This window comes from Pseudomonas sp. E45-MNA-CIBAN-0222 (assembly GCF_040310405.1).
In the GTDB taxonomy this organism is placed as follows: domain Bacteria; phylum Pseudomonadota; class Gammaproteobacteria; order Pseudomonadales; family Pseudomonadaceae; genus Stutzerimonas; species Stutzerimonas stutzeri_AC.
This window is the reverse complement of record NZ_JBEOPU010000022.1, coordinates 1-22032: the sequence shown is the minus strand read 5'-3', so window position 1 is coordinate 22032 and position 22032 is coordinate 1. Positions and strand designations below refer to the sequence as shown.

Below are 22032 nucleotides of genomic sequence, written 5' to 3'. Positions count from 1 at the left end.
GTGCTCGTCGCTCCGGCGCGAGGTCAGGTAGTCAGTCGAACAGGCCGAAGGTCAAGCGGCTCCACCAAGAGCGCTTCTGCTCCTGCTGCTCTACTTCCTTGAGCACCGGGCGGAGTTCTTCGGGTAGATCGCGCGAGGCATTTTCGTACTGACGCAGCACGTCTCGGTTGGCGCGAGAGGTATCCGGGCGCGGTGCCTCGCCTTCGATGAAGCCGAGGGTAGCCTTGCTCAGCCAGCTGCGGTTGTCATCCTCGCGCTCGACGGGCGTGAACTTGCCACCTTCCAGCGTTGCATGATCCGGGTAATTGAGCTGCAAGGTCTGCAGGCTAGTGTCGGCGAGATCGTCGAGGCCCAGGCGCTGGTAGGCCTCGGTCATCACGGCAAGGCCGTCGCCGACGGCTGGTGTGCCCTGGAAGTTCTCTACCACGTAACGGCCGCGGTTAGCCGCAGCGACATACGCCTGACGTTTGAGGTAGTAGTGCGCTACGTGGATCTCGTTGGCCGCCAGCAGGTTACGCAGATAGATCATGCGCGCCTTGGCATCCGGCGAATAACGGCTGTTGGGATAGCGACTGGTGAGCTGGGCGAACTCGTTGAAGGAGTCGCGGGCCGCGCCCGGGTCGCGTTTGGTCATATCCAGCGGCAGGAAGCGCGCGAGCAGGCCGCGATCTTGATCGAATGAGGCCAGCCCCTTGAGGTAGTAGGCATAATCGACGTTAGGGTGTTGCGGGTGCAGGCGAATGAATCGCTCTGCCGCCGAGCGTGCAGCTTCGGGCTCAACGTTGCGGTAATAGGCGTAGATCAGTTCCAGCTGCGCCTGCTCGGCGAAGCGGCCGAATGGATAGCGCGACTCCAGTGCCTTGAGCTTGCTGATGGCGCTGGTGTAACTCTTGTTGTCCAGGTCGGCCTGTGCTTGCTGGTACAGCTCGACTTCACCCAGATTCTCGTCGACGGTGTCATTGGATGAACAGGCGGCGGTTAGGGCGAGAATGGCGATCAGCAGCAGGTGTTTCACTTGCATGGCGGCTTGCGTCCCTGTGACGGCTGGCTGTCTCGCGCGGAGCCGTCCTGTTATGATGAGCGCCCCGGTGCGCCGGGACAAAGACGCCGTATTTAAACACAAGCGTGTAGCCGAAACCAAAGGCCGCTCCGCCATCTGCGGTCCCCGGGCTCTTCCATTGCCAATGGATACCGCCTGCCTCTCTCAGACGAACCTATCACGCCGTATGCCCACGACTTCCAAACAGGCCATCCAACTCAGCGCCCAAGTGCCGTTCGACCTTGGCGGGCAACGTCTCGATCAGGTCGCGGCGCAGCTCTTTTCCGAACATTCGCGCTCGCGTCTCGCCGCCTGGATCAAGGATGGTCTGCTGACCGTGGACGGCGCTGTGCTGCGCCCCCGCGATACCGTGCACGCTGGTGCGATGCTCGAACTGAGTGCAGAGCAGCAGGCGCAGGGCGAATGGGTAGCGCAGGACATACCGCTCGAGATCGTTTACGAGGATGATCAGATTCTGGTGATCGACAAGCCCGCCGGGCTGGTCGTGCACCCCGCTGCGGGCCACGCCGACGGCACGCTGCTCAATGCGTTGCTGCATCACGTACCGGATCTGATCAACGTCCCGCGCGCCGGCATCGTCCATCGCCTGGACAAGGACACCACCGGCCTGATGGTCGTGGCCAAGACCCTGCAGGCGCAGACCCGCCTGGTCGAGCAGCTGCAGGCGCGCAGCGTCAGTCGCATCTACGAGGCGATCGTCATCGGCGTGATCATCACCGGCGGCACGGTGGATGCGCCGATCGGTCGGCACGGCCAACAGCGCCAGCGCATGGCGGTGGTGGAGGGTGGCAAGCCTGCGGTCAGTCACTATCGTGTGCTCGAGCGCTTCCGCTCGCACACACATGTGCGGGTCAAGCTGGAAACCGGGCGAACTCACCAGATTCGTGTGCACATGACGCACCTTGGTTATCCGCTGGTCGGTGATCCGCTGTATAGCGGGCGCTTCCGCATTCCGCCGGCGGCGAATCCGACCATGGTACAAACGCTGCGTGAGTTTCCGCGTCAGGCCCTGCATGCCCGCTTTCTTGAACTGGATCATCCGGTGACGGGCGAGCGCTTGAAATGGGAGTCGCCATTGCCGGACGACTTCGTCTGGCTGCTGACTCTGCTGCAACAGGACCGCGAGGCGTTCGTCGGGTGACTGTCTCGGGGCAGGGTTGGCTCGCGCCTGAGTGGCCTGCTCCACCCGGCGTTCGCGCCTGCGTGACCACGCGTCAGGGTGGCGCCAGCCTCGCCCCGTTCGACAGTTTCAATCTAGGTGATCACGTTGGCGACGATCCGGCGGCGGTGGCCTGGAATCGCCAGCATCTTCAGGAATCGCTCGGCTGCCATCCGGTCTGGTTGAATCAGGTACATTCAAGCGTTGCTGTCCAGGCGGTCCTCGGCGTCTGCGCAACTGCTGATGCGAGCTGGAGTGATACGCCCGGCCAAGCCTGTACAGTGCTGACCGCTGACTGCCTGCCGGTTCTGTTCTGTGATCGCGCCGCGACCCGTGTCGCCGCTGCTCATGCCGGTTGGCGAGGGCTGGCAGGTGGCGTGCTCGAAGCGACCCTCCACGCGCTGGCCGTCCCTACCGAGGAGGTTCTGGTCTGGTTGGGGCCGGCGATCGGGCCGGCGGCATTTGAGGTCGGCCCTGAAGTGCGTGATGCCTTCCAGGCTCAGCATCCGGCGGCGGTAACGGCTTTTTCACCCAGCCAGAATGCCGAGCGGTTTATGGCCGATCTTTACCAGTTGGCGCGTATTCGCCTGGCGGCCGCTGGAGTTGACGCGGTTTACGGTGGTGGCCTGTGCACGCTCAGTGATCCGCGCTTTTACTCCTATCGGCGTGCCTCGCGCACGGGCCGGTTCGCCAGCCTCATCTGGCTGGAGCGATAGAGCCGCTCGCTTCGCAGCGTAAAATTTCGCGCTGACTCTCCAGTCCTGGCATGACCTGCATCAATGTCATGCGCCTTGAATCTCCAACAATCATCCTCATCTATGCTGCATCTCGCAGGTTTCGTGTATGGCGCGATTCACGGCGCCGGCCTGCTTTACTTGAGGATAACGTCCATGCGTATCGATCGATTGACCAGCAAGCTCCAGCTTGCGCTCTCCGATGCCCAGTCCATTGCCGTAGGCCTGGATCACCCTTCCATCGAGCCACTGCACCTGATGCAGGCGCTGCTTGAGCAGCAGGGCGGTTCGATCAAGCCGCTGCTCATGCAAGTCGGTTTCGACCTCAATGCCCTGCGTCAGGCGCTGACCAAAGAGCTGGATCAGCTGCCCAAGCTGCAGAACCCCACCGGCGACATGAACCTGTCGCAGGATCTGGCTCGCTTGCTCAATCAGGCGGACCGCCTCGCCCAGCAGAAGGGCGATCAATATATTTCCAGCGAGCTGGTGCTGCTCGCTGCGCTGGACAGCAATACCCGTCTGGGCAAGCTGTTGTTGGCGCAAGGCGTGAGCAAGAAGGCGCTGGAAAATGCCATCAGCAATTTACGCGGCGGCGATGCGGTCAACGACCCCAATGCCGAGGAGTCGCGGCAGGCCCTCGACAAGTACACCGTGGACATGACCAAGCGAGCCGAGGACGGCAAGCTCGATCCGGTAATCGGCCGTGACGATGAAATTCGTCGCACCATTCAGGTCCTGCAGCGGCGTACCAAGAACAATCCGGTGCTGATCGGCGAACCTGGTGTAGGTAAAACGGCCATCGTCGAAGGGCTGGCGCAGCGCATCGTAAATGGGGAGGTGCCGGACGGGCTCAAGGACAAGCGGCTGCTGGCGCTGGACATGGGATCGCTTATAGCCGGGGCCAAGTTCCGCGGCGAGTTCGAGGAACGCCTCAAGGCCGTGCTCAACGAGCTTTCCAAGCAGGAAGGGCGCGTCATCCTGTTCATTGATGAGCTGCACACCATGGTCGGCGCGGGCAAGGCCGAAGGTGCCATGGATGCCGGCAACATGCTAAAGCCGGCATTGGCACGTGGCGAGCTGCATTGCGTGGGCGCCACCACGCTGGACGAATACCGCCAGTACATCGAGAAGGACGCCGCATTGGAGCGGCGCTTCCAGAAGATCCAGGTGGACGAGCCAAGCGAGGAAGACACCATCGCCATCCTCCGCGGCCTGAAAGAGCGCTACGAAGTGCACCATGGCGTCACCATTACCGACGGCGCCATTATCGCGGCGGCCAAGCTTAGCCACCGCTATATCACCGATCGGCAGCTGCCGGATAAGGCCATCGACCTCATTGATGAAGCGGGAAGCCGTATCCGGATGGAAATCGATTCCAAGCCCGAGGAGCTCGATCGTCTGGATCGTCGTTTGATCCAGTTGAAGATCGAGCGTGAAGCGCTGAAGAAAGAGGACGACGAGGCTACCAAGAAGCGCTTGGCCAAGCTGGAAGACGATATTGCCAAGCTGGAGCGCGAATACGCTGACCTGGAGGAAATCTGGAAGTCGGAGAAGGCAGAAGTGCAGGGCTCCGCGCAGATCCAGCAGAAGATCGAGCAGGCCAAGGCCGAGCTTGAGGCGGCTCGGCGTAAGGGCGACCTGGCGCGCATGGCCGAACTGCAGTACGGCATTATTCCGGATCTAGAGCGCAGCCTGGAGATGGTCGACCAGCACGGCAAGAAAGAGAACCAGCTGTTGCGCAACAAGGTGACTGACGAAGAAATCGCTGAAGTGGTTTCCAAGTGGACCGGTATTCCAGTGTCGAAAATGCTTGAAGGTGAGCGCGACAAGCTGCTGCGAATGGAAGACATGCTGCATACGCGCGTCATCGGTCAGCACGAGGCTGTGGTGGCTGTGGCTAATGCCGTACGCCGCTCGCGAGCCGGGCTGTCCGATCCGAATCGGCCGAGTGGCTCGTTTCTCTTTCTTGGCCCGACCGGGGTGGGTAAGACCGAGCTATGCAAGGCGCTGGCCGAGTTTCTCTTCGATACCGAAGAGGCGATGATTCGCATCGACATGTCCGAGTTCATGGAGAAGCATTCCGTTGCTCGCTTGATCGGTGCGCCTCCGGGCTACGTTGGTTATGAAGAGGGCGGTTATCTGACCGAAGCGGTGCGCCGTAAACCCTATTCGGTGGTGCTGATGGATGAGGTGGAAAAAGCCCACCCGGACGTCTTCAACGTGCTACTGCAGGTGTTGGAAGACGGCCGTCTGACCGACAGTCATGGGCGCACGGTGGACTTCAAGAATACGGTTATCGTCATGACCTCCAACCTTGGGTCTACTCAGATTCAGGAGCTGGTTGGCGACCCTGACGCCCAGCGTGCGGCGGTGATGGATGCAGTAGCGCATCACTTCCGACCGGAGTTCATCAACCGCATCGACGAGGTCGTGGTGTTCGATCCGTTGGCTCGTGAGCAGATTGCCGGTATCGCCGAGATACAGCTGGGGCGTCTACGCAAGCGTCTGGTGGAGCGCGAGTTGAGCCTGGAGCTAAGTCAGGAAGCGATGGATAAGCTGATCGCCGTCGGCTACGACCCGGTCTACGGGGCGCGGCCGCTCAAGCGAGCTATCCAGCGCTGGATCGAGAATCCGCTGGCGCAGCAGATACTCTCTGGTCAGTTCGCCCCAGGCGCCAGCGTCACGGGGCGAGTCGAGGGTGATCAGATCGTCTTCGACTGAGCGATCCACTCATCCGCAGGGCGGTAGTCGCCCTGCGGGTGATGCCCGACGGAGGGTTTTTAGGGGCGCATTGCCGGGTGAACGCAAACTGTTGTCAGGAATCGCATTTTTAGGGTTGACAGCGGAGCCGGGAACCGTAAAATGGCGCGCCTCTGAGGCGGTAACGTAACGCTAAAGAGCTGGAATTGTAGTTGTTCCGCGATAGCTCAGTCGGTAGAGCAAATGACTGTTAATCATTGGGTCCCAGGTTCGAGTCCTGGTCGCGGAGCCAAATTCCAATCGGGGTATAGCGCAGTCCGGTAGCGCGCCTGCTTTGGGAGCAGGATGTCGGGAGTTCGAATCCCCCTACCCCGACCATTTTTGGGTCGTTAGCTCAGTTGGTAGAGCAGTTGGCTTTTAACCAATTGGTCGTAGGTTCGAATCCTACACGACCCACCATACGAGCTTCTCAGGAAGCATAAAAAAGCTGGATGTCCTCACGGACATCCGGCTTTTTTATTGTTTTCGATTTCTTCGCGAAACGTTGAAGGCGCACCCAGGGGCGCGCCTTTTCTGCATCAATGGAGCTTCAGTCGCGGCTCCGTCGTGCGGCTGAGCTTGTCGCCCAGCATCATCAGCAGCGTGCGTGGGAGGCCATAGAGCGCGATCTGGTGCATGCGATACAGCGAGATGTAGAACATTCGCGCCAGCCACCCTTCGAGCATGACGTTGCCGGTCAGGTTGCCCATCAGATTGCCCACGGCCGAGAAGCTCGAAAGCGAAATCAGCGAGCCGTAGTCCTTGTAGCGGTAGGTCGGCAGCGGCTTGCCTTCCAGTCGATTGCGGATCGAGCGGGCCAGCATCGAGGCTTGCTGATGGGCTGCCTGGGCACGGGGCGGGACGTTGCGATCGCTATCCGGTTGGGGGCAGGCGGCGCAGTCGCCAAACGCGAAGATGTTGTCGTCGCGGGTGCTTTGCAGGGTCGGCTCCACGACCAGTTGGTTGATGCGGGTGGTTTCCAGTCCATCGAGTTCATGGAGGAAGCCTGGCGCCTTGATTCCCGCTGCCCAGACCTTGAGGCTCGCACGGACGAATTCGCCCTGTTTCGTATGCAGGCCTTCGGCAGTGACTTCGCTGACTGCTGCGCCGGTAAGAACCTTGACCCCAAGATCGAGCAGGGTTTGGTGTACGGGCTGGCTGATGCGTTCAGGAAGGGCTGGCAACACTTTTGGGCCAGCTTCGATCAGCGTGATCTTCACGTCTTCCGGCTTGATGCCATCCAGCCCATAGGCGGCAAGCTCCTTGGCGGCGTGTAGTAGCTCCGCCGCGAGCTCCACGCCAGTTGCCCCGGCGCCAACGATGGCCATGCTGATCTCGCTTGAGGCGCCCTCACCGGCGTGAGCCTTCATGTAATGGCTCAGCAACTGCCGATGAAAGCGTTCGGCCTGCTCCCGGGTATCGAGGAAAATGCAGTGCTCGCCAGCGCCCGGCGTGCCGAAGTCGTTGGTCGTACTGCCGACCGCAATCACCAGGGTGTCGTAGTTCAGCGAGCGCGATGGCACCAGTTCTACGCCGAACTCGTCGCGCGTAGCTTCAAGTCGAATGCACTTGCTGGCTCTGTCCAGGCCGGCCATACGGCCCATCTGGAACTCGAAATGGTTCCATTTGGCCTGGGCGACGTAGTTGAGCTCGTCTGCGGACGAGTTCAACGAGCCGGCGGCAACTTCGTGCAGCAGCGGCTTCCAGATGTGCGTGAGGTTGGCGTCTACCAGGGTTATTCGTGCTTTGCCGCGTTTGCCCAGGGTTCTACCCAGGCGGGTAGCAAGCTCCAGGCCGCCGGCGCCGCCGCCGACGATTACGACTCGATGTGACATGGGAGTGACTCATAGCTGCAAGGAAATCGGCGGGGGCGGCCAGGCGAGCGAGGCTCAAAGCACAAGGCGGCTCAAGAGGCGGCTCAGCAAGCCGAGCCCGACCACTACGACCAGCACGAGAAGCAGCAAAAGCCAGGGCCTAAAAGGCTGGCGCTCGACTTGGTGCTGGGGCGCGCGGAGGTATTCGTCAACGCGCTGCTGGTCTTCGGGCTTCAGGCGGCTTGGCATAGGCACCTCGAATAGGATGCAGGCATTCTAGCTGCGCAGGGTCAAAAGCCAAGCGTGAAGTGCGGCGTTTTGCCGCGCGAGGGGTGAGCATGCCGGACGGCATGCTCACGGATGGGTCAGGTGTTCTTCAGTTTGCGCAGGTTGCCAATTACCGACTCCAGCGCACGATCGAACAGCAGGGTGTCGTTGAGCAGTCGAATCGCACCGCGCTGAAACTCCGTTGCCAGGCCCATGCGGGTCTTTTCCAGGACTTTCATGCCGGTACGGTTGACGAAGATATACTTGCCGGTTGGCTTGATCACGGCAGCCAGCTTGCAGCGCAGCTTGTGCTCCTCGTCTTCCTGAAACTCGACCCAGCTGCCTACCCGGAGGTTGTCGACCTGAATCAAGGCCTGGTCGTTATCCGGCAGGCTGATTTCCGGTTCTTGTTCGCGGCTTTCGCCGGGTGCCAGAAGAACGATCTCATCAACCACCTCGACCATGGTGGGTGCAGTATCAGCCGTGATTTGGGCTGCGCCGTCGCCATTCAGCTCGATCTCGTCTAGATCGTTCTGTGGCTGCTGGAACCGCTGCAGGGTCTGAACGTGGAGTGCTTCGAGCTGGGTGAAGAAGCTGCCCGTAGAGAAGGGGTCGAAAGCCGCACTGACCAGTCCGTCGCGCAGTGCTTTGAGCAGGCTTGGCACCAACTCCAGCAAGCGGGCCCGCGATTCGTCATCTTCATGTGGCGTCACGCTCCACACCAGGTCATCCATGGTGTCGAGGGCGGCCTGCCACTCTTCGGATTGGGTGCCGTGTTTCAGGCAGGTGAGCAGCAGGACTTTGCTCCAGGCTTCCTGCAGCAGGCGAACCACGACTTCCGGCAGCGTCTTGCCTAGCAGGCGCTGATTGAGCGCGTATTCCACTTCCTGGCGAGCGATTTCGGCCTTGGCGCGGCCTTCCTCGGCATCGCGGGTGCGCTGTTCGAGCAGCTCGCTGCGGCGTCGCTCGTCGCCGATGAAGGCGAGGAAATCTGCCAGCAGTTCGGAGAAGATGGCGGGGTCGTCGACGAAGTCGTTGAGCAGGCGTGCAACGATCTGCTCGATTTTCTGGTAAAGGCTGTCGCGATGCGCCTCGTCCTGATCGCCCCAGCCCATCGCGGCCGATGCGATTTCATTGAGCAGGCGACGTGCCGGATGGCTGCCGCGACTGAAGAATGTCTTGTCCAGCACGGCCACTTTGAGCAGCGGGATTTGCAGTCGGCCGATCAGTGCTTTCAGTGAGTCCGGCAGGGTCCGATCATCGAGGATGAATTCGAACAGCATGGAAACGAGGTTGATGACGTCGTCATCGATCTCGCCGACCACGCGGGACTTGCCGCTCTTGGCGCTGACTCGGCTCAGCAAACTGCCGAGTTGCTGCTGAAGATCGAAATCATCGACGGTTTGCGGCGCGCGGGTTTGCATGTGCGACAGCAGGCGGAGCAGGTCGCCGCTGGAGATCGGTATGGCATCGTTGGGAATGTTGCGAGCTGGCAATGCACTGCTGCCGCGGAGCTCGGAGAGCAGGCTGTGCAGCGCGCTAAAAGCAGCTTCCTGCAGGCCTTCGTCGGCGTGAACGGCATGACCAAGCGGTGCCGAAGGCGTGTGGCTTCCCGCCGGTGCGCCAGGACGCTGCTGGCGGCGAGGCGCAGCTGATTGAAGCTCTGGCAGAATGCCGGCCGCCACCAGTGTCTGATTGGCTTCGGCATACAGCTGGTCGAGATCACCGAGTACATACTTCTCGAAGAGCTTGAAGATGATCAGCTTGACCTTGATTTCCACGCCGAGGCTGCTGCTTGCCTCAATGAAATAGTCGCAGAGTGCATGGGGGCCGAGCGGGTTGCTCTTGTCGTCAAGCTTCTTGCTGATCAGCGCATTCATGCGCGTGGTCAGATGTCCCAGTGGCTGAGCCGCGCGACTCATGACCTTGGCGACCATTGTGTCGACTGCGACGGACGCTTCCAAATCGTCGTTCTGTACCAGCGAAAGGCTATCGAACGAAACCTCATCCATGGCAGGTGGCTTGCCGATTTCGTACTGGTTGAGCTTGGCGAAAGCTTCGAATAACTGCTGCAGAAATCCGCGCTCGATATTGCGACGCTTCATGCGCAGGTCGCGCATTGCTTCGAAGAAGGCATTTTGTTCGACATTGCTGGTTGCGCGGTCGGCAATCTCGAAGAGCGAGTCATCGGCGTTGTCGAACAACGATTGCAGAGCCTGACGCAGCTGCTGAGCTGCCTTATCGCGCACACTGATGAGCGCCACGGGCAGTCGTCCTGCCGGTGAAGAAGGCTTGTGCTCAGGGGCGGCCTTGTTCAGCTGCACCACTTTCGCGTCGGTTCGCATCGAGACTCTCCTGCGGTCGCCTTGCTTAGGGCGGTCACAACGCCAGATTCAGACAGCGTCTTATAAAAGGTAACCAAATCTGCAGGGCAAGGCGGAAGGTACCGGGCGAGCCCGCAATCGTTGAGCGGGTTTCTTCTGTCAAACCGGATCCTGGCGCAGCATAGCCGAGCGTTTCGATTTTACAACGACACCTCGTCAGCAGGGCATCGTCAGCTGGGTGGCGTCAATATTCTTGGTAGGCATTATAAGCATCACTTTCGCATGCCTAGCTCAGTTTTTTATTGGACATGACATGGCTCACAGATACTCGCGGCTTTTCCGCCAGGAGGTAAAAAAAGCCCGCTGAGCTGTCTGTGTTGCTTCAGCAGGTTGTCGCTGTCCTCGCCGAGATGAGCCTTTATACTCCGCGCAATCTTGAGGAGTCAGTCATGCCGAATCTAACCCTTGCCGATCTAGCTGCAGAAATCGATGCCAATGTACGCCGTGCGCTCACTGAAGACGTCGGTAGTGGTGACATCACGGCTCAGCTGATCCCCGCGGAGCGGCTGGCCCACGCCGCAGTCATCACCCGCGAGTCTGCGATCATCAGCGGCGTCGCCTGGGTCGACGCCGTATTCCGTCAGGTTGATCCGCGCGTGGCGGTTCATTGGCAGGTCGCCGATGGCGACAAGGTTGAGGCCGACCGCGTGCTGTTCCATCTCGAAGGGCCTGCGCGTGCATTGCTGACCGGGGAGCGTAGTGCGCTCAACTTCATGCAGATGCTGTCGGGTGTCGCCACGCGCTGTCGTCATTACGCCGATATGGTCGAAGGTACCGGCGTGCGCTTGCTCGATACCCGCAAGACGATTCCTGGTCTGCGCCTGGCGCAGAAATATGCTGTCACCTGCGGCGGGTGCCACAATCACCGAATCGGTCTCTACGACGCCTTCCTGATCAAGGAAAACCACATTGCGGCATGCGGCGGTATTGCCGAAGCGGTGGCGGCTGCACATCGCATTGCGCCAGGTAAGCCGGTGGAGGTTGAGGTGGAAAGTCTTGGCGAGCTTGAGCAGGCGCTGCTGGCGGGTGCCGATATCGTCATGCTGGACGAACTCAGCCTGGACGACATGCGTACCGCGGTGGCGGTCAATGGCGGGCGGGCCAAGCTCGAGGCGTCAGGCGGCATCAGTGATGAAACGCTGCGCAGCGTGGCGGAAACGGGGGTGGACTATATATCCATTGGCGCGCTGACCAAGCACGTGCGTGCGGTGGATCTGTCGATGCGCTTACGCCAGTAGGCGGGGAAGGGACGCTGCGCCTGGCGCAGCGGTTGCGCCAGGCGGATCGGTCAGTGACGGCTCTTCAGGCCGAAGTTCTCGTGCAGCGTGCCAGGGGTGTCATCACCCTTGGGCGCGTAATCCTTTGGTGGCTCGGTGAATGTCGGCGATGAGAGACGTTCACGAGGGCTATTGCTTTCTTCACTGTGCAGCGCTGCCATCAGGCGTTGGCGGGTCTGTTCGTCGAGCGCTAGTCGATCGGCGCCGTCGGCTAGGTGATCCTGGATGTCCTGATAGTTGTTGGTCAGTTTGCGCAGCAGGCTTGCAGTGGTGTTGAAGTGTGTAACCACCTCACTCTGATAGGTATCGAAGCGCTCTTGCAGGTCATCGACCTGACGCTGTGTGCGGTTGGGTGCGCTGCTGCGGGCCACCAGATAACCGATGGCGATGCCGGCGATCAGGCCGACAATCGGGAGCAACCAGGTCGCGAGGGTCTGTTCCACGAGTCCTTCCTCTATATAAACGGCTGTGCTTACGTTAACGTCTCGTACCTGCTCTGTATACCGCAACGCGAGGCGGCGGTTATTGGCAGCTAGTTAGCAAGACGAGTCGACTCGTCCCAAGGTCACGGAGTTCCTGCTTTGTTGAAACGCGAAACCCCCATCATTCTCGACGGCCCTTGCGGGTCGCTTGAAGCGCTGTACTTTGATCAACCTCAGCCGGCGGGGCTGGCGCTGATCTGCCATCCGAACCCGGTCAAGGGCGGCACCATGCTGAACAAGGTGGTATCGACCTTGCAGCGTACCGCGCGCGACGCAGGTTACTGCACGCTGCGCTTCAACTACCGAGGCGTGGGTGGCAGTGCCGGCGCGCACGATATGGTCGAAGGGGAAGTCGATGATGCCGAGGCCGCAATGCGCTGGCTGCGGCAGCAGCAACCCGAGCTGCCGTTGACGCTGCTGGGGTTCTCCTTCGGTGGCTTCGTTGCCGGCAGCCTGGCGGCGCGCCTGGAAGCCGAGGGGCAGAGTGTGCAGCGTCTGCTGATGGTGGCACCGGCCGTGTCGCGGCTGAACAGTCTGTCGCTGGCGGACGATTGCCAGCTCACCATCATCCAGCCGGAGCAGGATGAGGTGATCGATGCCGAGTCGGTCTACGCCTTTTCCTCCGAGGTGCAGCACCCCCACGAGCTGCTGAAAGTGGCAGAATGCGGCCACTTTTTTCACGGCAAACTGGTGGAACTGAAAGAGCTTGTCGCGCCACGCCTCTAGCCGCCGCTTCCGTTCCTCAGTGCGCAACGATTGAGATACAGCTGAATGACTACCCGAATTCTTACTGGCATCACGACCACTGGCACGCCGCACCTGGGCAACTATGCCGGTGCGATCCGCCCAGCGGTCCTCGCCAGCCGTGATGCAGCCGCCGATTCCTTCTATTTCCTGGCCGACTATCACGCGCTGATCAAATGCGATGACCCGCTGCGCATCCAGCGTTCGCGTCTGGAGATCGCTGCGACCTGGCTGGCGTGTGGGCTCGATGCGGAGCGCGTGACCTTCTATCGCCAGTCCGATGTGCCGGAAATCCCCGAGCTGACCTGGCTGCTTACCTGCGTCACCGCGAAGGGGCTGCTCAATCGCGCCCATGCCTACAAGGCCTCGGTGGACAAGAATGTCGAGAATGGCGAAGACCCGGACGCCGGCGTAACCATGGGCCTGTACAGCTACCCGGTGCTGATGGCAGCGGACATCCTCATGTTCAACGCGCACAAGGTGCCGGTTGGCCGCGATCAGATCCAGCATGTGGAAATGGCCCGTGACATCGCCCAGCGCTTCAATCACCTGTTCGGTAACGGCCGCGAATTCTTCACCCTGCCGGAAGCCGTGATCGAGGAGGGCGTCGCTACGCTGCCGGGGCTCGACGGGCGCAAAATGTCCAAGAGCTACGACAACACCATTCCGTTGTTCGGCAGCGCCAAGGAACTCAAGGGGGCGGTCGCGCGCATCGTCACTGACTCGCGCCTGCCGGGCGAGCCGAAGGACCCGGACAACTCCCACCTGTTCACCCTGTACCAGGCATTCGCCACCGCGCAGCAGCAGGCCGCTTTCCGCCAGGAACTGCTCGACGGGCTGGCGTGGGGCGATGCCAAGCAGCGCCTGTTCGAGCTACTCGACAACGAACTGGGTGAGGCGCGAGAGCTATATCACCAGCTGATCACCAAGCCTGCCGAGCTGGAGGATATCCTCCAGGCGGGTGCTGCCAAAGCCCGCCGGATCGCCACGCCGTTCCTTGGTGAGCTGCGTGAGGCTGTCGGCTTGCGCAACTTCCGCAGCGAAGTGAAAAGCGCGGCGCCAGCCAAGAAGAAGTCCAGCAAGGTTGCACGCTTCGCCAGCTTCCGCGAGGCCGACGGCGCCTTCCGTTTCCGCTTTTTCGCCGCCGATGGTGAGGAGCTGCTGCTGTCCCGCCCTTTGAGCAATCCGAAGGCGATCGGCAGCCTGACCCAGCGGCTGATCGCTGGCGGGCCGGACGCGCTGGAACTTCGCGAGGACGAAGGCGATCAATTTACCCTGTGGCTTGACGATGAGTGCATCGCCGACAGCCCGCGCTTTGAGAGCGCCGACGCTCTCGATGCTGCGATGCTGCGGGTACGCGAGGCACTGGCCACGCTCGTCGAGTAATACGTTGCTGCCAAGCGGAGCGCACCATACGGCTGCGCTCCGCCGGTGCGCAGCGATCTCCAGGAACGGCTGTCCCGAGGGGGCTGACGCTTGAACGACCTGAGTAAATTGCCAACCACCGAGGGCGCCGCTAAAGTGTCGGCCCCGTTTCACTACCCAGACTCTGCCATGACTCCTCTTGAGCGCTATCAGGCCGACCTGAAACGTCCTGACTTTTTCCACGATGCCGCCCAGGAAAACGCGGTGCGTCACCTGCAGCGTCTGTACGACGATCTGGTGGCCGATGATCGCAGCAAGAACGGCCTGCTCGGCAAGCTGTTCGGCAAGAAACAGCAGGAGCCGATCAAGGGCGTCTATTTCTGGGGTGGCGTCGGCCGTGGCAAAACCTACCTGGTCGACACTTTCTTCGATGCGCTGCCGTTCGAGCAGAAGACGCGTACGCACTTCCATCGATTCATGAAACGCGTGCATGAAGAGATGAAAACCCTCAAGGGCGAAAAAAACCCATTGACCATCATAGGCAAGCGCTTCGCCGACGAGGCTCGGGTGATCTGCTTCGACGAGTTTTTCGTCTCCGACATTACCGATGCGATGATTCTCGCGACCCTGCTCGAGGAGTTGTTCAAGAACGGCGTGAGCCTGGTGGCGACGTCCAACATCGTCCCGGACGGTCTGTACAAGGACGGTCTGCAGCGTGCGCGCTTCCTGCCCGCGATCGAACTGCTGAAAAAGCACACCGAGATCGTCAACGTCGACAGCGGTATCGACTACCGTCTGCGCGCACTCGAACAGGCTGAGCTCTACCACTTCCCGCTGGATGCTGAGGCCGAGCTGAGTCTGGAAAAGAGCTTCCGCAGCCTGTTGACGGAAAACTGCAAGGTGCTGGAGAACGAGGCGCTGATGATCGAGAACCGCGAGATCATGGCGCGCAAGGTGGCCAATGATGTCGCCTGGTTCGATTTCCGCGCCCTGTGCGACGGCCCACGCAGCCAGAACGACTACATCGAGCTGGGCAAGATTTTCGATGCTGTGCTGGTCTCCAATATCGAGCAGATGAACGTGGCCAAGGACGACATGGCGCGCCGCTTCATCAACATGGTCGACGAGTTCTACGACCGCAACGTGAAGCTGATTCTTTCCGCCGAGGTCGAGCTCAAGGACCTTTATGCCGGTGGTCGACTGGAGTTCGAGTTCCAGCGCACGCTGAGTCGCTTGCTGGAAATGCAGTCGCACGAGTATCTGTCACGGCCGCACAAGCCCTGACGTTTCCTTGGCCGCTTCGCAGGCAGAGCCGCGCCCAACAAACGTCTGGCACGTTTTGTAGGGGCGGCCTCGGCCACGAAGGGGCTTGAGAGCAGTCAGTAGGCTTCAGCAAGGAAGCATAGGCTTTCCAGTGTTCCCCTACGACTCTGGCCGGTATTTCTGGCGGTAGTGGTTGGGTGACAGCTCGGTATGTTGGCGGAACAGCCGGGCAAAGAAGCTGGCATCGTCGTAACCCACTTCGTAGCTGATTGTCTTGATGCTCTTGCCGGTGGTGGCGAGCAGACTCTTTGCCGTCTCGATACGCAGTCGCTGCAGATAGTGCAGGGGTTTGTCGCCGGTAGCGGCCTGGAAGCGCCGCATGAAGTTGCGAATGCTCATGCCATGCTGGCGAGCCACGTCTTCGAAGCGAAACTTTTCGGCGAAGTTGGCTTCCAGCCATTCCTGAATCTGCAGAATCCGCGTGTCCAGATGCAGCTTCTGCCCGCCGAAACCCAATCGTCCTGGGCTGTAGCTGCGTTGCAGTTCGAACAGCACATCGCGCGCCATGCCTTGGGCGACATGGGCGCCGCAGAAACGCTCTACCAGATACATGTACAGGTCGCTGGCCGAGGTCGTGCCGCCTGCGCAGTAGAGGTTGTCGCTATCGGTGAGGTGCTTGTCGGCGCTGAAGTTCACGCCAGGGAAGCGTTCGGCAAAGTCATTGGCAAAGCGCCAATGGGTGGTCGCCTCGCGGCCCTCCAGCAGCCCGGCCTGGGCCATCCAGAACACCCCGGTGGCTTCGCCGCAGATGACACTTCCCGCGGCATGTCGCTCGGACAACCAGGGCGCCACTTCGGGGAACCGCAGACAGAGTGCATCGAAATCTCCCCAGAACGCCGGCAGAATCACCATGTCGGCGTTGTCCAGCGGGCCATCTACTGTAATGGGTGTCCCACTGAAGGTGTTCACCGCCTGACCGTCCGGGCTGACCAGGCGGGTTTCGAAGGCTGGGGTGAGGTCAAGGCCGAGCTGCTTGCCGTAGCGCAGGCTGGCCATATGGAAGAAGTCCTTGGCCTGCATTAGGGTCGAGGCGAATACCCCTTCGGTGGCAAGTATGCTGACGCGCTGGATCGAGGAGAGCTTGGGCATGCGATTCTAATTATTGTGGTGGAATAACAGGGTAAAACTGCCGTGCGGCGGCTGGAGCGTCCTATTTTTTCGCGGCACTGTCTAGCCTGAACTGAAGCGGGACGGCTGAACCGCCGCTCTGGTATGGCGTCGAACCGCTGATGTACAGGAGCGAAATATGAGCGAAACCAGTCAATATCCGATCGCACCTTTCGGTGATTGGGACGGCAGTCCGGCCGCGGCGCGAGCGATGCAGCAGACCCTGGCCTCGCAAGTGCGCTTGCAGGATGACTTTCCGCCGTTGCGGTTGATTGCCGGGGTGGATGTCGGCTTCGAGGAGGGCGGCAGCATCACCCGTGCAGCCGCTGTTCTGCTGGATGCCGATACGTTGGAGCTGGTTGGCAGCAGCCTGGCGCGAATTCCGACAAACATGCCCTACATTCCCGGTCTGCTGTCGTTTCGTGAGTTGCCCGCCGTGCTGCAGGCGCTCGGTGAATTGCCGGCCGTTCCCGATCTGATCTTCTCCGATGGCCACGGTATCGCACACCCTCGGCGCCTTGGCATTGCCGCACACCTGGGCGTGGTGACCGGTTTGCCCACCATCGGCGTGGCGAAGAAGCTGCTCACCGGCGAGCATGACGAGCTCGATCTGACGCGTGGTGCGCAGGTAGAGCTGCGTGACAAGAAAACCGGCGAAGTGATCGGCTGTGTACTGCGCAGCAAGGACAAGGTGCGGCCGCTGATCATTTCCCCCGGCAACCGTGTGAGCATCGCCACCGCGCCGCAACTGGTGATGCGTTACCTGACGCGCTATCGCCTGCCGGAACCGACCCGACTGGCCGATCGTCTTGCATCGCGCCGCGAGGAAAAGGCCGCAGCGCGCCGTCTCGGGGCAGCTGGCACGGCCGGCGACTCGTAGGGACGTCGGTTAGAGCTTGGCTGGGCTTGCGGGCGGCCTCTCGCAGGCGATAGCCTGCGGGCCTGCTGTCAGCATGGGCCTCAATGATGAATCTGGATTCTGCCACCGGCTGGTGTCACGGCGTCCTTCACTGCCCGTCGCCAAACTTCAATCAGCGCCCGGCATGCGAGATATCCCTGCTGGTGATTCACAACATCAGCCTGCCGCCGGGGCAGTTCGGCACCGGCAAGGTTCAGCAGTTCTTCCAGAATTGCCTGCAGTGCAGCGAGCACCCCTTCTTCGAGGAGATTGCGGAGCTGCAGGTGTCGGCGCATTTTCTTATCGAGCGTGATGGCGCGATCACTCAGTTCGTCTCCTGTCTGGATCGAGCGTGGCATGCTGGTATTTCCCGCTTCGACGGCCGCGAAGGCTGCAACGATTTCTCCATCGGCATCGAGCTGGAGGGGACCGACAATGAGCCATTTAGCGAGGCGCAGTATCACGCGCTGATCGAGCTTTGCCGGGTGCTGCAGTGTGCCTATCCGGCGATCACGCCCGAGCGGGTATGCGGTCATAGCGATATCGCCCCTGGGCGCAAGACCGATCCCGGCCCGGCGTTCGACTGGCAAAGGCTGCGTGACGCTTCCATTACCTGCTGATGAAAGGAACGGACGATGAGTTTTCTGGTGATTCTGCTCGTGCTGCTGGTGGAGAAATTCTCCGATTGGCGGCCACGGCTGCAGCACGATGGCCCCTGGCTGGCGCGGCTGCGTCAGGTCGAGGCCAGTTCGCGCATGCAGCATGCACCCTGGTTGGCGTTACTGCTGCTGGTGTTGCTGCCAGTGGCTCTGCTCGGCTTGTTGCTGGCGACGTTGGAGCCTTTGGCCTATGGCTGGCTGAGCCTGCCGCTGCATCTGCTGGTGCTGCTGTACAGCCTTGGCCGTGGCCATGCCAAGGCTGAGCTCGGTGCCTTCCGCGATGCGTGGCGACGTGGCGACCAGGAAGCGGCTGCGCTGGCTGCCGAGCGTGACGTCGGTTTGCAGGAGCAGGACCCACCCAGCCTGATGCAAGCGGTGCAGGCGCGCCTGCTGTGGAAGAGCTACGAAGGCTTTTTCGCCGTCATCTTCTGGTACCTGCTGCTCGGGCCGATGGCGGCGCTGGCGTATCGGCTGCTGGCGTTGTGTGCCGAGCATGCGGAGCTTGCCGGATTGCGTGAGCGGGCCGAACAGCTGCGGCATGCCTTCGACTGGTTGCCGGTGCGGGTCCTGCTGGGCAGTTTCGCGCTGGTCGGCAACTTCGTCGCAGTCAACCGAGCGCTGCTGCATGAGTTGCTGAGCTGGGATGTGCCTGCGCGTCGGCTGCTGGCCGATGCCGGGCCTTTGGCCGCCGACCTGCCACCTGTGATCGATGGTGAGGCGGGCATCGCGCGGCTCGATGCGATTGCCGCGTTGCTGGTGCGCACGCGCGTGTTCTGGTACGCGGTAATCGCGGTCTGGACGATTCTCGCTTGAGCCTCGATGCGGCGATCGCTGCTGAATAGCTCTCCATAAAGCCGCTGTATGGTCATTTTGCCCTGCAGCGCCGCAACCCTCAGGCCAGACGCCTTGCGCTATCGCTGGTCACCGCTTGCCTGCTGGCCATCATTTGGCTATTACCTTAAGTTACAAAAGCATCAACCGATATCCCGTATAACCCGGGCAGATGACATCCTCTGACGAGCCCTGCTACGCGCTGCAATAGCGTGTAAGCCAATACCAATAAAATTGGGAGACGTCGTGTGAATAGCCTGTTGTATCCCGCGATCGCGTTCATGAACCGCCTGAGCTTCGGCATGAAGTTCAGCTTGGTCAGTGTCTTGTTTTTCGTTCCCATGTTGCTAACCAACTACTACCTGGTGCGTGATTCGTACCGGGAATTCGTCGGTACCCGCACCGAACTGCAGAGCCTGGATCTGCTTGGTTCGACGCTGCAGGTGCGGCGCAGCATGGAGGACTGGCTGGACCTGGTGCGCATCGAATCGGTCATCGGCCAGACCGGCAATGTCGCGGCGCTCGCCGCCGGCCTGAAAAGGGTTGAGGGCGAACTCGCTACGCAGCTTCAGGCCCTCGTGCCAGTGGGTGATGCGCCAGAGCAGATCGCCGAGTTCAACACCCGCCGCGATGAGCTGGTGGCCGGATTGAGCGCCGCGCAGGCTGAGCAATCGTTGCAGTCCAAGGCCGCCATGGCCGAAACACTGCTGGGCCAGACACAGGTGATGATCAAGCTGGTGGCAGGGCAGTCCGGGCTCAGCCAGGACGTCGCCCGTGAGGTGCGCTTGCTGGCCGAGCTGCTGACCACGGTGACGCCGGCCATCAGCGCATCACTGGGTCAGGGGCGCGCAGTGGGCTCCTATACCTTCGGCCAGGGCTATCTGAATTCCGATGCCAGCAATACGCTGGACAACCTTGTGCTGGAGCTGGAAAAGCAGCAGGTGCAGTACGCGGCGCAGTTGCAGGACGCGCTCGGCGCGAGCGCAGCGGCGCGTAGTCGGCTTGAGTCGTTTGCCACCGCCAGCCGTGAGTCGCTGCAGGCGAGCAGCGATATCCTGCAGGACGAGGTGATCATGGCCGAGGCGCTGGATCGCCCGTGGGAGCAGTTCTACGAGCGCGTCAGCGCGCAGATGGCCAAGACCTATCAATTGAACGATGCCATTCTCGATTTCCTCGCGGTGCAACTGGCCGAACGGCTGGAGGAAAAGCGCCTGTTGATGACCTTGCTGCTGTCGGCGCTGGCTATAGTGCTGTTTCTGGTGGCTTACCTGTACGCCGGCTTCTATGCCTCTACTCGTGCATCACTGCGTAGTCTCGGCGAGATCATGGGCAAGGTCGCCGCCGGTGACATGACCGCGCGTTATCAGGTGCAGAGCCGTGACGAGTTGGGTGACTTGGGTAAGGTATTCAATACCACCGTGGCGCAGATCCGTGAGCTGATCGAACGGGTCGGCCAGACGGTCGCCGAAGTCGAGCGTCAGGCGCAGCGGGTCGAAAGCGTCTCCGGGGAGAGCAACCAGACGGTGTCTGAGCAGCGCGGCCAGATCGAGCAGGTGGCCACCGCGATGAACGAGATGTCGGCCACTGCCCAGGAGGTTGCCAGCAGCGCCGAAGCGGCGGTTGGCAGTGCGCAGAGCGTCAACCGGGAAACCGTAAGCGGACGCGCACTGGTAGTGGCCCAGGTTGGTGGCATCCAGCGGCTGGCGAGTGAAATCGAGCAGTCCGTGCAGGTGATCAACCAGCTGGCTGGCGATAGTCAGGCGATTAGTCAGGTTCTGGATGTGATCAAGGCTATCGCCGAGCAGACCAACCTGTTGGCCCTCAATGCCGCTATCGAGGCGGCTCGTGCCGGTGAGCAGGGTCGCGGTTTCGCCGTGGTCGCCGATGAGGTGCGCGGGCTGGCGCAGCGGACGCAGAAGTCCACAGCGGAAATCGAGCAGATGATCGCCCGTTTGCAAAATGGCGTCGGTGCTGCAGTGAATGCCATGCATGCCAGTCAGGCGCTGGCCGAAGGCACGGTTGGCCAGTCGGCGCAGGTGGAGCAGGCGTTGGAAAACATCCTTGGCGCAGTAGGCCAGATCGTCGATCAGAACCAGCAGATTGCGGCGGCGGCAGAGCAGCAGACTGCCGTTGCTCACGATATTGATCGCAATATTGTTGCGATCAATGAAGCTGGGCAACGTACTGCTGAGGGTGCCGGACACACCGAGCAGGCGAGTCGTGAACTTTCGCAGTTGGTCGGCCGCCTGCAACAGCTGATCGGTGCGTTTCGTGTCTGAAACGGTGCTGGCGCAGGTTTTTCAGGTCTGCGGCCAGCCAAACAACTCACAGCTGTTATGGTAGCTGGCAGCCGCCAGCTCATCGGCGTCTATGCCCTTCAGATCGGCCAGCATTCGGCAGATGTCTGGTAGCAGTTCGGGGCTGTTGCGCTCACCGGCGTGGCCTGCCGGTGGAATGTCCGGAGAGTCGGTCTCCAGCACAATGGCCTCCAGTGGCAGTTGTTTCAACACCCGATGCATCCGCAGTGCCTGTGGCCAGGTGCCGGCGCCGCCGAGGCCGAGCTTGAAGCCCAGGCGCAGGTACTCCCGAGCCTCTTCCAAGCTGCCACTGAAAGCATGAACGACTCCGCTTCGCTGCAGCTTGTGTCGCTTGAGCATGGCGATCATCGGTGCATGTGCGCGACGCACATGTAGCAGCACCGGCAGGCTGAATTCCGCGGCCAGCGCCAGCTGCGCTTCGAGCAGGTGATGTTGGCGTTCTATGTCTGGGTCTTGGATGTAGTAGTCCAGGCCGATTTCGCCGATGGCGCACAGCTTGGATTCCCCTCGTAATCGGTTCAGCCAGCCGCGCAGCTGCTCCACGTGCTCGTCCCGATGCTCCTCGATAAATATTGGGTGCAGACCGAGTGCGGCGTACGCGGCTGGTTGCGTACAGGCCAGCTGCCAGACCCGTTCCCAGTTCGGCTCGTGCACGCCGAGCACCACTATGCGCTCTACACCGGCAGCCTGGCTGCGTGAAAATACCTCGGTGCGGTCGTCATCGAACATCTCGAAGTCGAGGTGGGTATGGGTGTCGATCAGCTGCACGAGCAGGCTCCGTACGGTCAGCAGTGGGTCGGGTAGGGACAAGCCATTACTGGCCCGTCCCCCCCTAAGAACCGTACGTGCGGCTTTCACCGCATACGGCTCA

The 22032-nt window shown here is 61.2% G+C and carries 18 protein-coding genes, 3 tRNA genes and 1 pseudogene; 15 read left to right on the top strand and 7 right to left on the bottom strand.

Annotation, left to right across the window (positions count from 1 at the left end; translation table 11 throughout):
• Window positions 1–31: 31 nt before the first annotated feature.
• Window positions 32–1021 carry an outer membrane protein assembly factor BamD gene (locus AAEZ08_RS21515; protein ID WP_003283127.1) on the bottom strand — a complete coding sequence of 330 codons (990 nt, stop codon included), beginning with the start codon at window positions 1019–1021 and terminating at the stop codon, window positions 32–34.
• Between the two features lie 205 nt (window positions 1022–1226).
• Here AAEZ08_RS21515 and rluD point away from each other — a divergent pair, with 205 nt between their 5' ends.
• The 6 genes from rluD (at window position 1227) to AAEZ08_RS21485 (ending at window position 6112) form a co-directional block, all read left to right on the top strand.
• The gene (rluD, locus tag AAEZ08_RS21510; RefSeq protein WP_003283128.1) at window positions 1227–2201 is read left to right on the top strand and encodes a 23S rRNA pseudouridine(1911/1915/1917) synthase RluD; all 975 of its coding nucleotides are present in this window, start codon (window positions 1227–1229) and stop codon (window positions 2199–2201) included.
• Complete coding sequence (gene pgeF / locus AAEZ08_RS21505) at window positions 2198–2935, top strand: peptidoglycan editing factor PgeF (protein ID WP_500125103.1); 738 nt, start codon at window positions 2198–2200, stop codon at window positions 2933–2935. Before rluD ends, pgeF begins: the two co-directional genes overlap by 4 nt.
• Window positions 2936–3109: 174 nt before the next feature.
• Window positions 3110–5674: an ATP-dependent chaperone ClpB gene (clpB, locus tag AAEZ08_RS21500; RefSeq protein ID WP_003283131.1), complete on the top strand. Its 2565-nt coding sequence runs from the start codon at window positions 3110–3112 to the stop codon at window positions 5672–5674.
• 195 nt (window positions 5675–5869) lie between these two features.
• Window positions 5870–5945 (top strand) — tRNA-Asn (locus AAEZ08_RS21495).
• Window positions 5946–5954: 9 nt separating this feature from the next.
• Window positions 5955–6031 (top strand) — tRNA-Pro (locus AAEZ08_RS21490).
• A gap of 5 nt (window positions 6032–6036) precedes the next feature.
• Window positions 6037–6112: transfer RNA gene (locus tag AAEZ08_RS21485), tRNA-Lys, on the top strand.
• A 119-nt stretch (window positions 6113–6231) separates the two neighbouring features.
• On the opposite strand, the gene AAEZ08_RS21480 is transcribed toward AAEZ08_RS21485, so the two are convergent.
• The 3 genes from AAEZ08_RS21480 to AAEZ08_RS21470 all read right to left on the bottom strand — a co-directional run bounded on the left by AAEZ08_RS21480 (window position 6232) and on the right by AAEZ08_RS21470 (window position 10118).
• Window positions 6232–7527, bottom strand: a complete 1296-nt coding sequence (locus AAEZ08_RS21480) for an NAD(P)/FAD-dependent oxidoreductase (RefSeq protein WP_003283132.1) — start codon at window positions 7525–7527, stop codon at window positions 6232–6234.
• Window positions 7528–7581: 54 nt separating this feature from the next.
• Window positions 7582–7755 (bottom strand): DUF3094 family protein, encoded by a 174-nt coding sequence (locus tag AAEZ08_RS21475; RefSeq protein WP_003283133.1) that lies wholly within the window; start codon window positions 7753–7755, stop codon window positions 7582–7584.
• Between the two features lie 116 nt (window positions 7756–7871).
• Entirely contained in the window at window positions 7872–10118 is a 2247-nt protein-coding gene (locus tag AAEZ08_RS21470) for a DUF1631 domain-containing protein (RefSeq protein WP_003283135.1), read from the bottom strand.
• Between the two features lie 428 nt (window positions 10119–10546).
• Here AAEZ08_RS21470 and nadC point away from each other — a divergent pair, with 428 nt between their 5' ends.
• On the top strand, window positions 10547–11395 hold the full coding sequence (gene nadC / locus AAEZ08_RS21465; RefSeq protein ID WP_003283137.1) for a carboxylating nicotinate-nucleotide diphosphorylase: 849 nt from the start codon (window positions 10547–10549) through the stop codon (window positions 11393–11395).
• A 50-nt stretch (window positions 11396–11445) separates the two neighbouring features.
• On the opposite strand, the gene AAEZ08_RS21460 is transcribed toward nadC, so the two are convergent.
• Entirely contained in the window at window positions 11446–11877 is a 432-nt protein-coding gene (locus AAEZ08_RS21460; protein ID WP_003283138.1) for a Z-ring associated ZapG family protein, read from the bottom strand.
• Between the two features lie 138 nt (window positions 11878–12015).
• Here AAEZ08_RS21460 and AAEZ08_RS21455 point away from each other — a divergent pair, with 138 nt between their 5' ends.
• The 3 genes from AAEZ08_RS21455 (at window position 12016) to zapE (ending at window position 15309) form a co-directional block, all read left to right on the top strand.
• Window positions 12016–12642, top strand: a complete 627-nt coding sequence (locus AAEZ08_RS21455; RefSeq protein ID WP_500125102.1) for an alpha/beta hydrolase — start codon at window positions 12016–12018, stop codon at window positions 12640–12642.
• A gap of 45 nt (window positions 12643–12687) precedes the next feature.
• Window positions 12688–14046 (top strand): tryptophan--tRNA ligase, encoded by a 1359-nt coding sequence (locus AAEZ08_RS21450; protein ID WP_003283140.1) that lies wholly within the window; start codon window positions 12688–12690, stop codon window positions 14044–14046.
• Between the two features lie 168 nt (window positions 14047–14214).
• The gene (gene zapE / locus AAEZ08_RS21445; RefSeq protein WP_003283141.1) at window positions 14215–15309 is read left to right on the top strand and encodes a cell division protein ZapE; all 1095 of its coding nucleotides are present in this window, start codon (window positions 14215–14217) and stop codon (window positions 15307–15309) included.
• A gap of 138 nt (window positions 15310–15447) precedes the next feature.
• On the opposite strand, the gene AAEZ08_RS21440 is transcribed toward zapE, so the two are convergent.
• Window positions 15448–16437 carry a GlxA family transcriptional regulator gene (locus AAEZ08_RS21440; protein ID WP_058065098.1) on the bottom strand — a complete coding sequence of 330 codons (990 nt, stop codon included), beginning with the start codon at window positions 16435–16437 and terminating at the stop codon, window positions 15448–15450.
• A gap of 157 nt (window positions 16438–16594) precedes the next feature.
• On the opposite strand from AAEZ08_RS21440, the gene nfi reads away from it, so the two are divergent.
• From nfi to AAEZ08_RS21415, 5 genes and pseudogenes are all read left to right on the top strand, one after another.
• Window positions 16595–17335 carry a deoxyribonuclease V gene (gene nfi, locus AAEZ08_RS21435; protein WP_482694370.1) on the top strand — a complete coding sequence of 247 codons (741 nt, stop codon included), beginning with the start codon at window positions 16595–16597 and terminating at the stop codon, window positions 17333–17335.
• Window positions 17336–17421: 86 nt separating this feature from the next.
• The gene (gene ampD / locus AAEZ08_RS21430) at window positions 17422–17973 is read left to right on the top strand and encodes a 1,6-anhydro-N-acetylmuramyl-L-alanine amidase AmpD (protein ID WP_003283145.1); all 552 of its coding nucleotides are present in this window, start codon (window positions 17422–17424) and stop codon (window positions 17971–17973) included.
• Between the two features lie 15 nt (window positions 17974–17988).
• Window positions 17989–18825, top strand: coding sequence for a regulatory signaling modulator protein AmpE (gene ampE / locus AAEZ08_RS21425; protein ID WP_003283146.1), 837 nt, complete (start codon window positions 17989–17991; stop codon window positions 18823–18825).
• Window positions 18826–19124: 299 nt separating this feature from the next.
• Window positions 19125–20267 (top strand): annotated as a pseudogene (locus tag AAEZ08_RS21420) (HAMP domain-containing protein); the annotation flags it as partial.
• A gap of 141 nt (window positions 20268–20408) precedes the next feature.
• Entirely contained in the window at window positions 20409–21122 is a 714-nt protein-coding gene (locus AAEZ08_RS21415) for a methyl-accepting chemotaxis protein (RefSeq protein ID WP_500125109.1), read from the top strand.
• A 21-nt stretch (window positions 21123–21143) separates the two neighbouring features.
• On the opposite strand, the gene AAEZ08_RS21410 is transcribed toward AAEZ08_RS21415, so the two are convergent.
• The gene (locus tag AAEZ08_RS21410; protein WP_500125108.1) at window positions 21144–21929 is read right to left on the bottom strand and encodes a TatD family hydrolase; all 786 of its coding nucleotides are present in this window, start codon (window positions 21927–21929) and stop codon (window positions 21144–21146) included.
• Between the last annotated feature and the right edge of the window lie 103 nt (window positions 21930–22032).

Coding starts and splice junctions, on each gene's coding strand:
- AAEZ08_RS21515 (WP_003283127.1), bottom strand. CDS start 1,021: ATGCAAGTGAAACACCTGCTGCTGATCGCCATTCTCGCCCTAACCGCC.
- rluD (WP_003283128.1), top strand. CDS start 1,227: ATGCCCACGACTTCCAAACAGGCCATCCAACTCAGCGCCCAAGTGCCG.
- clpB (WP_003283131.1), top strand. CDS start 3,110: ATGCGTATCGATCGATTGACCAGCAAGCTCCAGCTTGCGCTCTCCGAT.
- AAEZ08_RS21480 (WP_003283132.1), bottom strand. CDS start 7,527: ATGTCACATCGAGTCGTAATCGTCGGCGGCGGCGCCGGCGGCCTGGAG.
- AAEZ08_RS21475 (WP_003283133.1), bottom strand. CDS start 7,755: ATGCCAAGCCGCCTGAAGCCCGAAGACCAGCAGCGCGTTGACGAATAC.
- AAEZ08_RS21470 (WP_003283135.1), bottom strand. CDS start 10,118: ATGCGAACCGACGCGAAAGTGGTGCAGCTGAACAAGGCCGCCCCTGAG.
- nadC (WP_003283137.1), top strand. CDS start 10,547: ATGCCGAATCTAACCCTTGCCGATCTAGCTGCAGAAATCGATGCCAAT.
- AAEZ08_RS21450 (WP_003283140.1), top strand. CDS start 12,688: ATGACTACCCGAATTCTTACTGGCATCACGACCACTGGCACGCCGCAC.
- zapE (WP_003283141.1), top strand. CDS start 14,215: ATGACTCCTCTTGAGCGCTATCAGGCCGACCTGAAACGTCCTGACTTT.
- AAEZ08_RS21440 (WP_058065098.1), bottom strand. CDS start 16,437: ATGCCCAAGCTCTCCTCGATCCAGCGCGTCAGCATACTTGCCACCGAA.
- nfi (WP_482694370.1), top strand. CDS start 16,595: ATGAGCGAAACCAGTCAATATCCGATCGCACCTTTCGGTGATTGGGAC.
- ampD (WP_003283145.1), top strand. CDS start 17,422: ATGAATCTGGATTCTGCCACCGGCTGGTGTCACGGCGTCCTTCACTGC.
- ampE (WP_003283146.1), top strand. CDS start 17,989: ATGAGTTTTCTGGTGATTCTGCTCGTGCTGCTGGTGGAGAAATTCTCC.
- AAEZ08_RS21415 (WP_500125109.1), top strand. CDS start 20,409: ATGAACGAGATGTCGGCCACTGCCCAGGAGGTTGCCAGCAGCGCCGAA.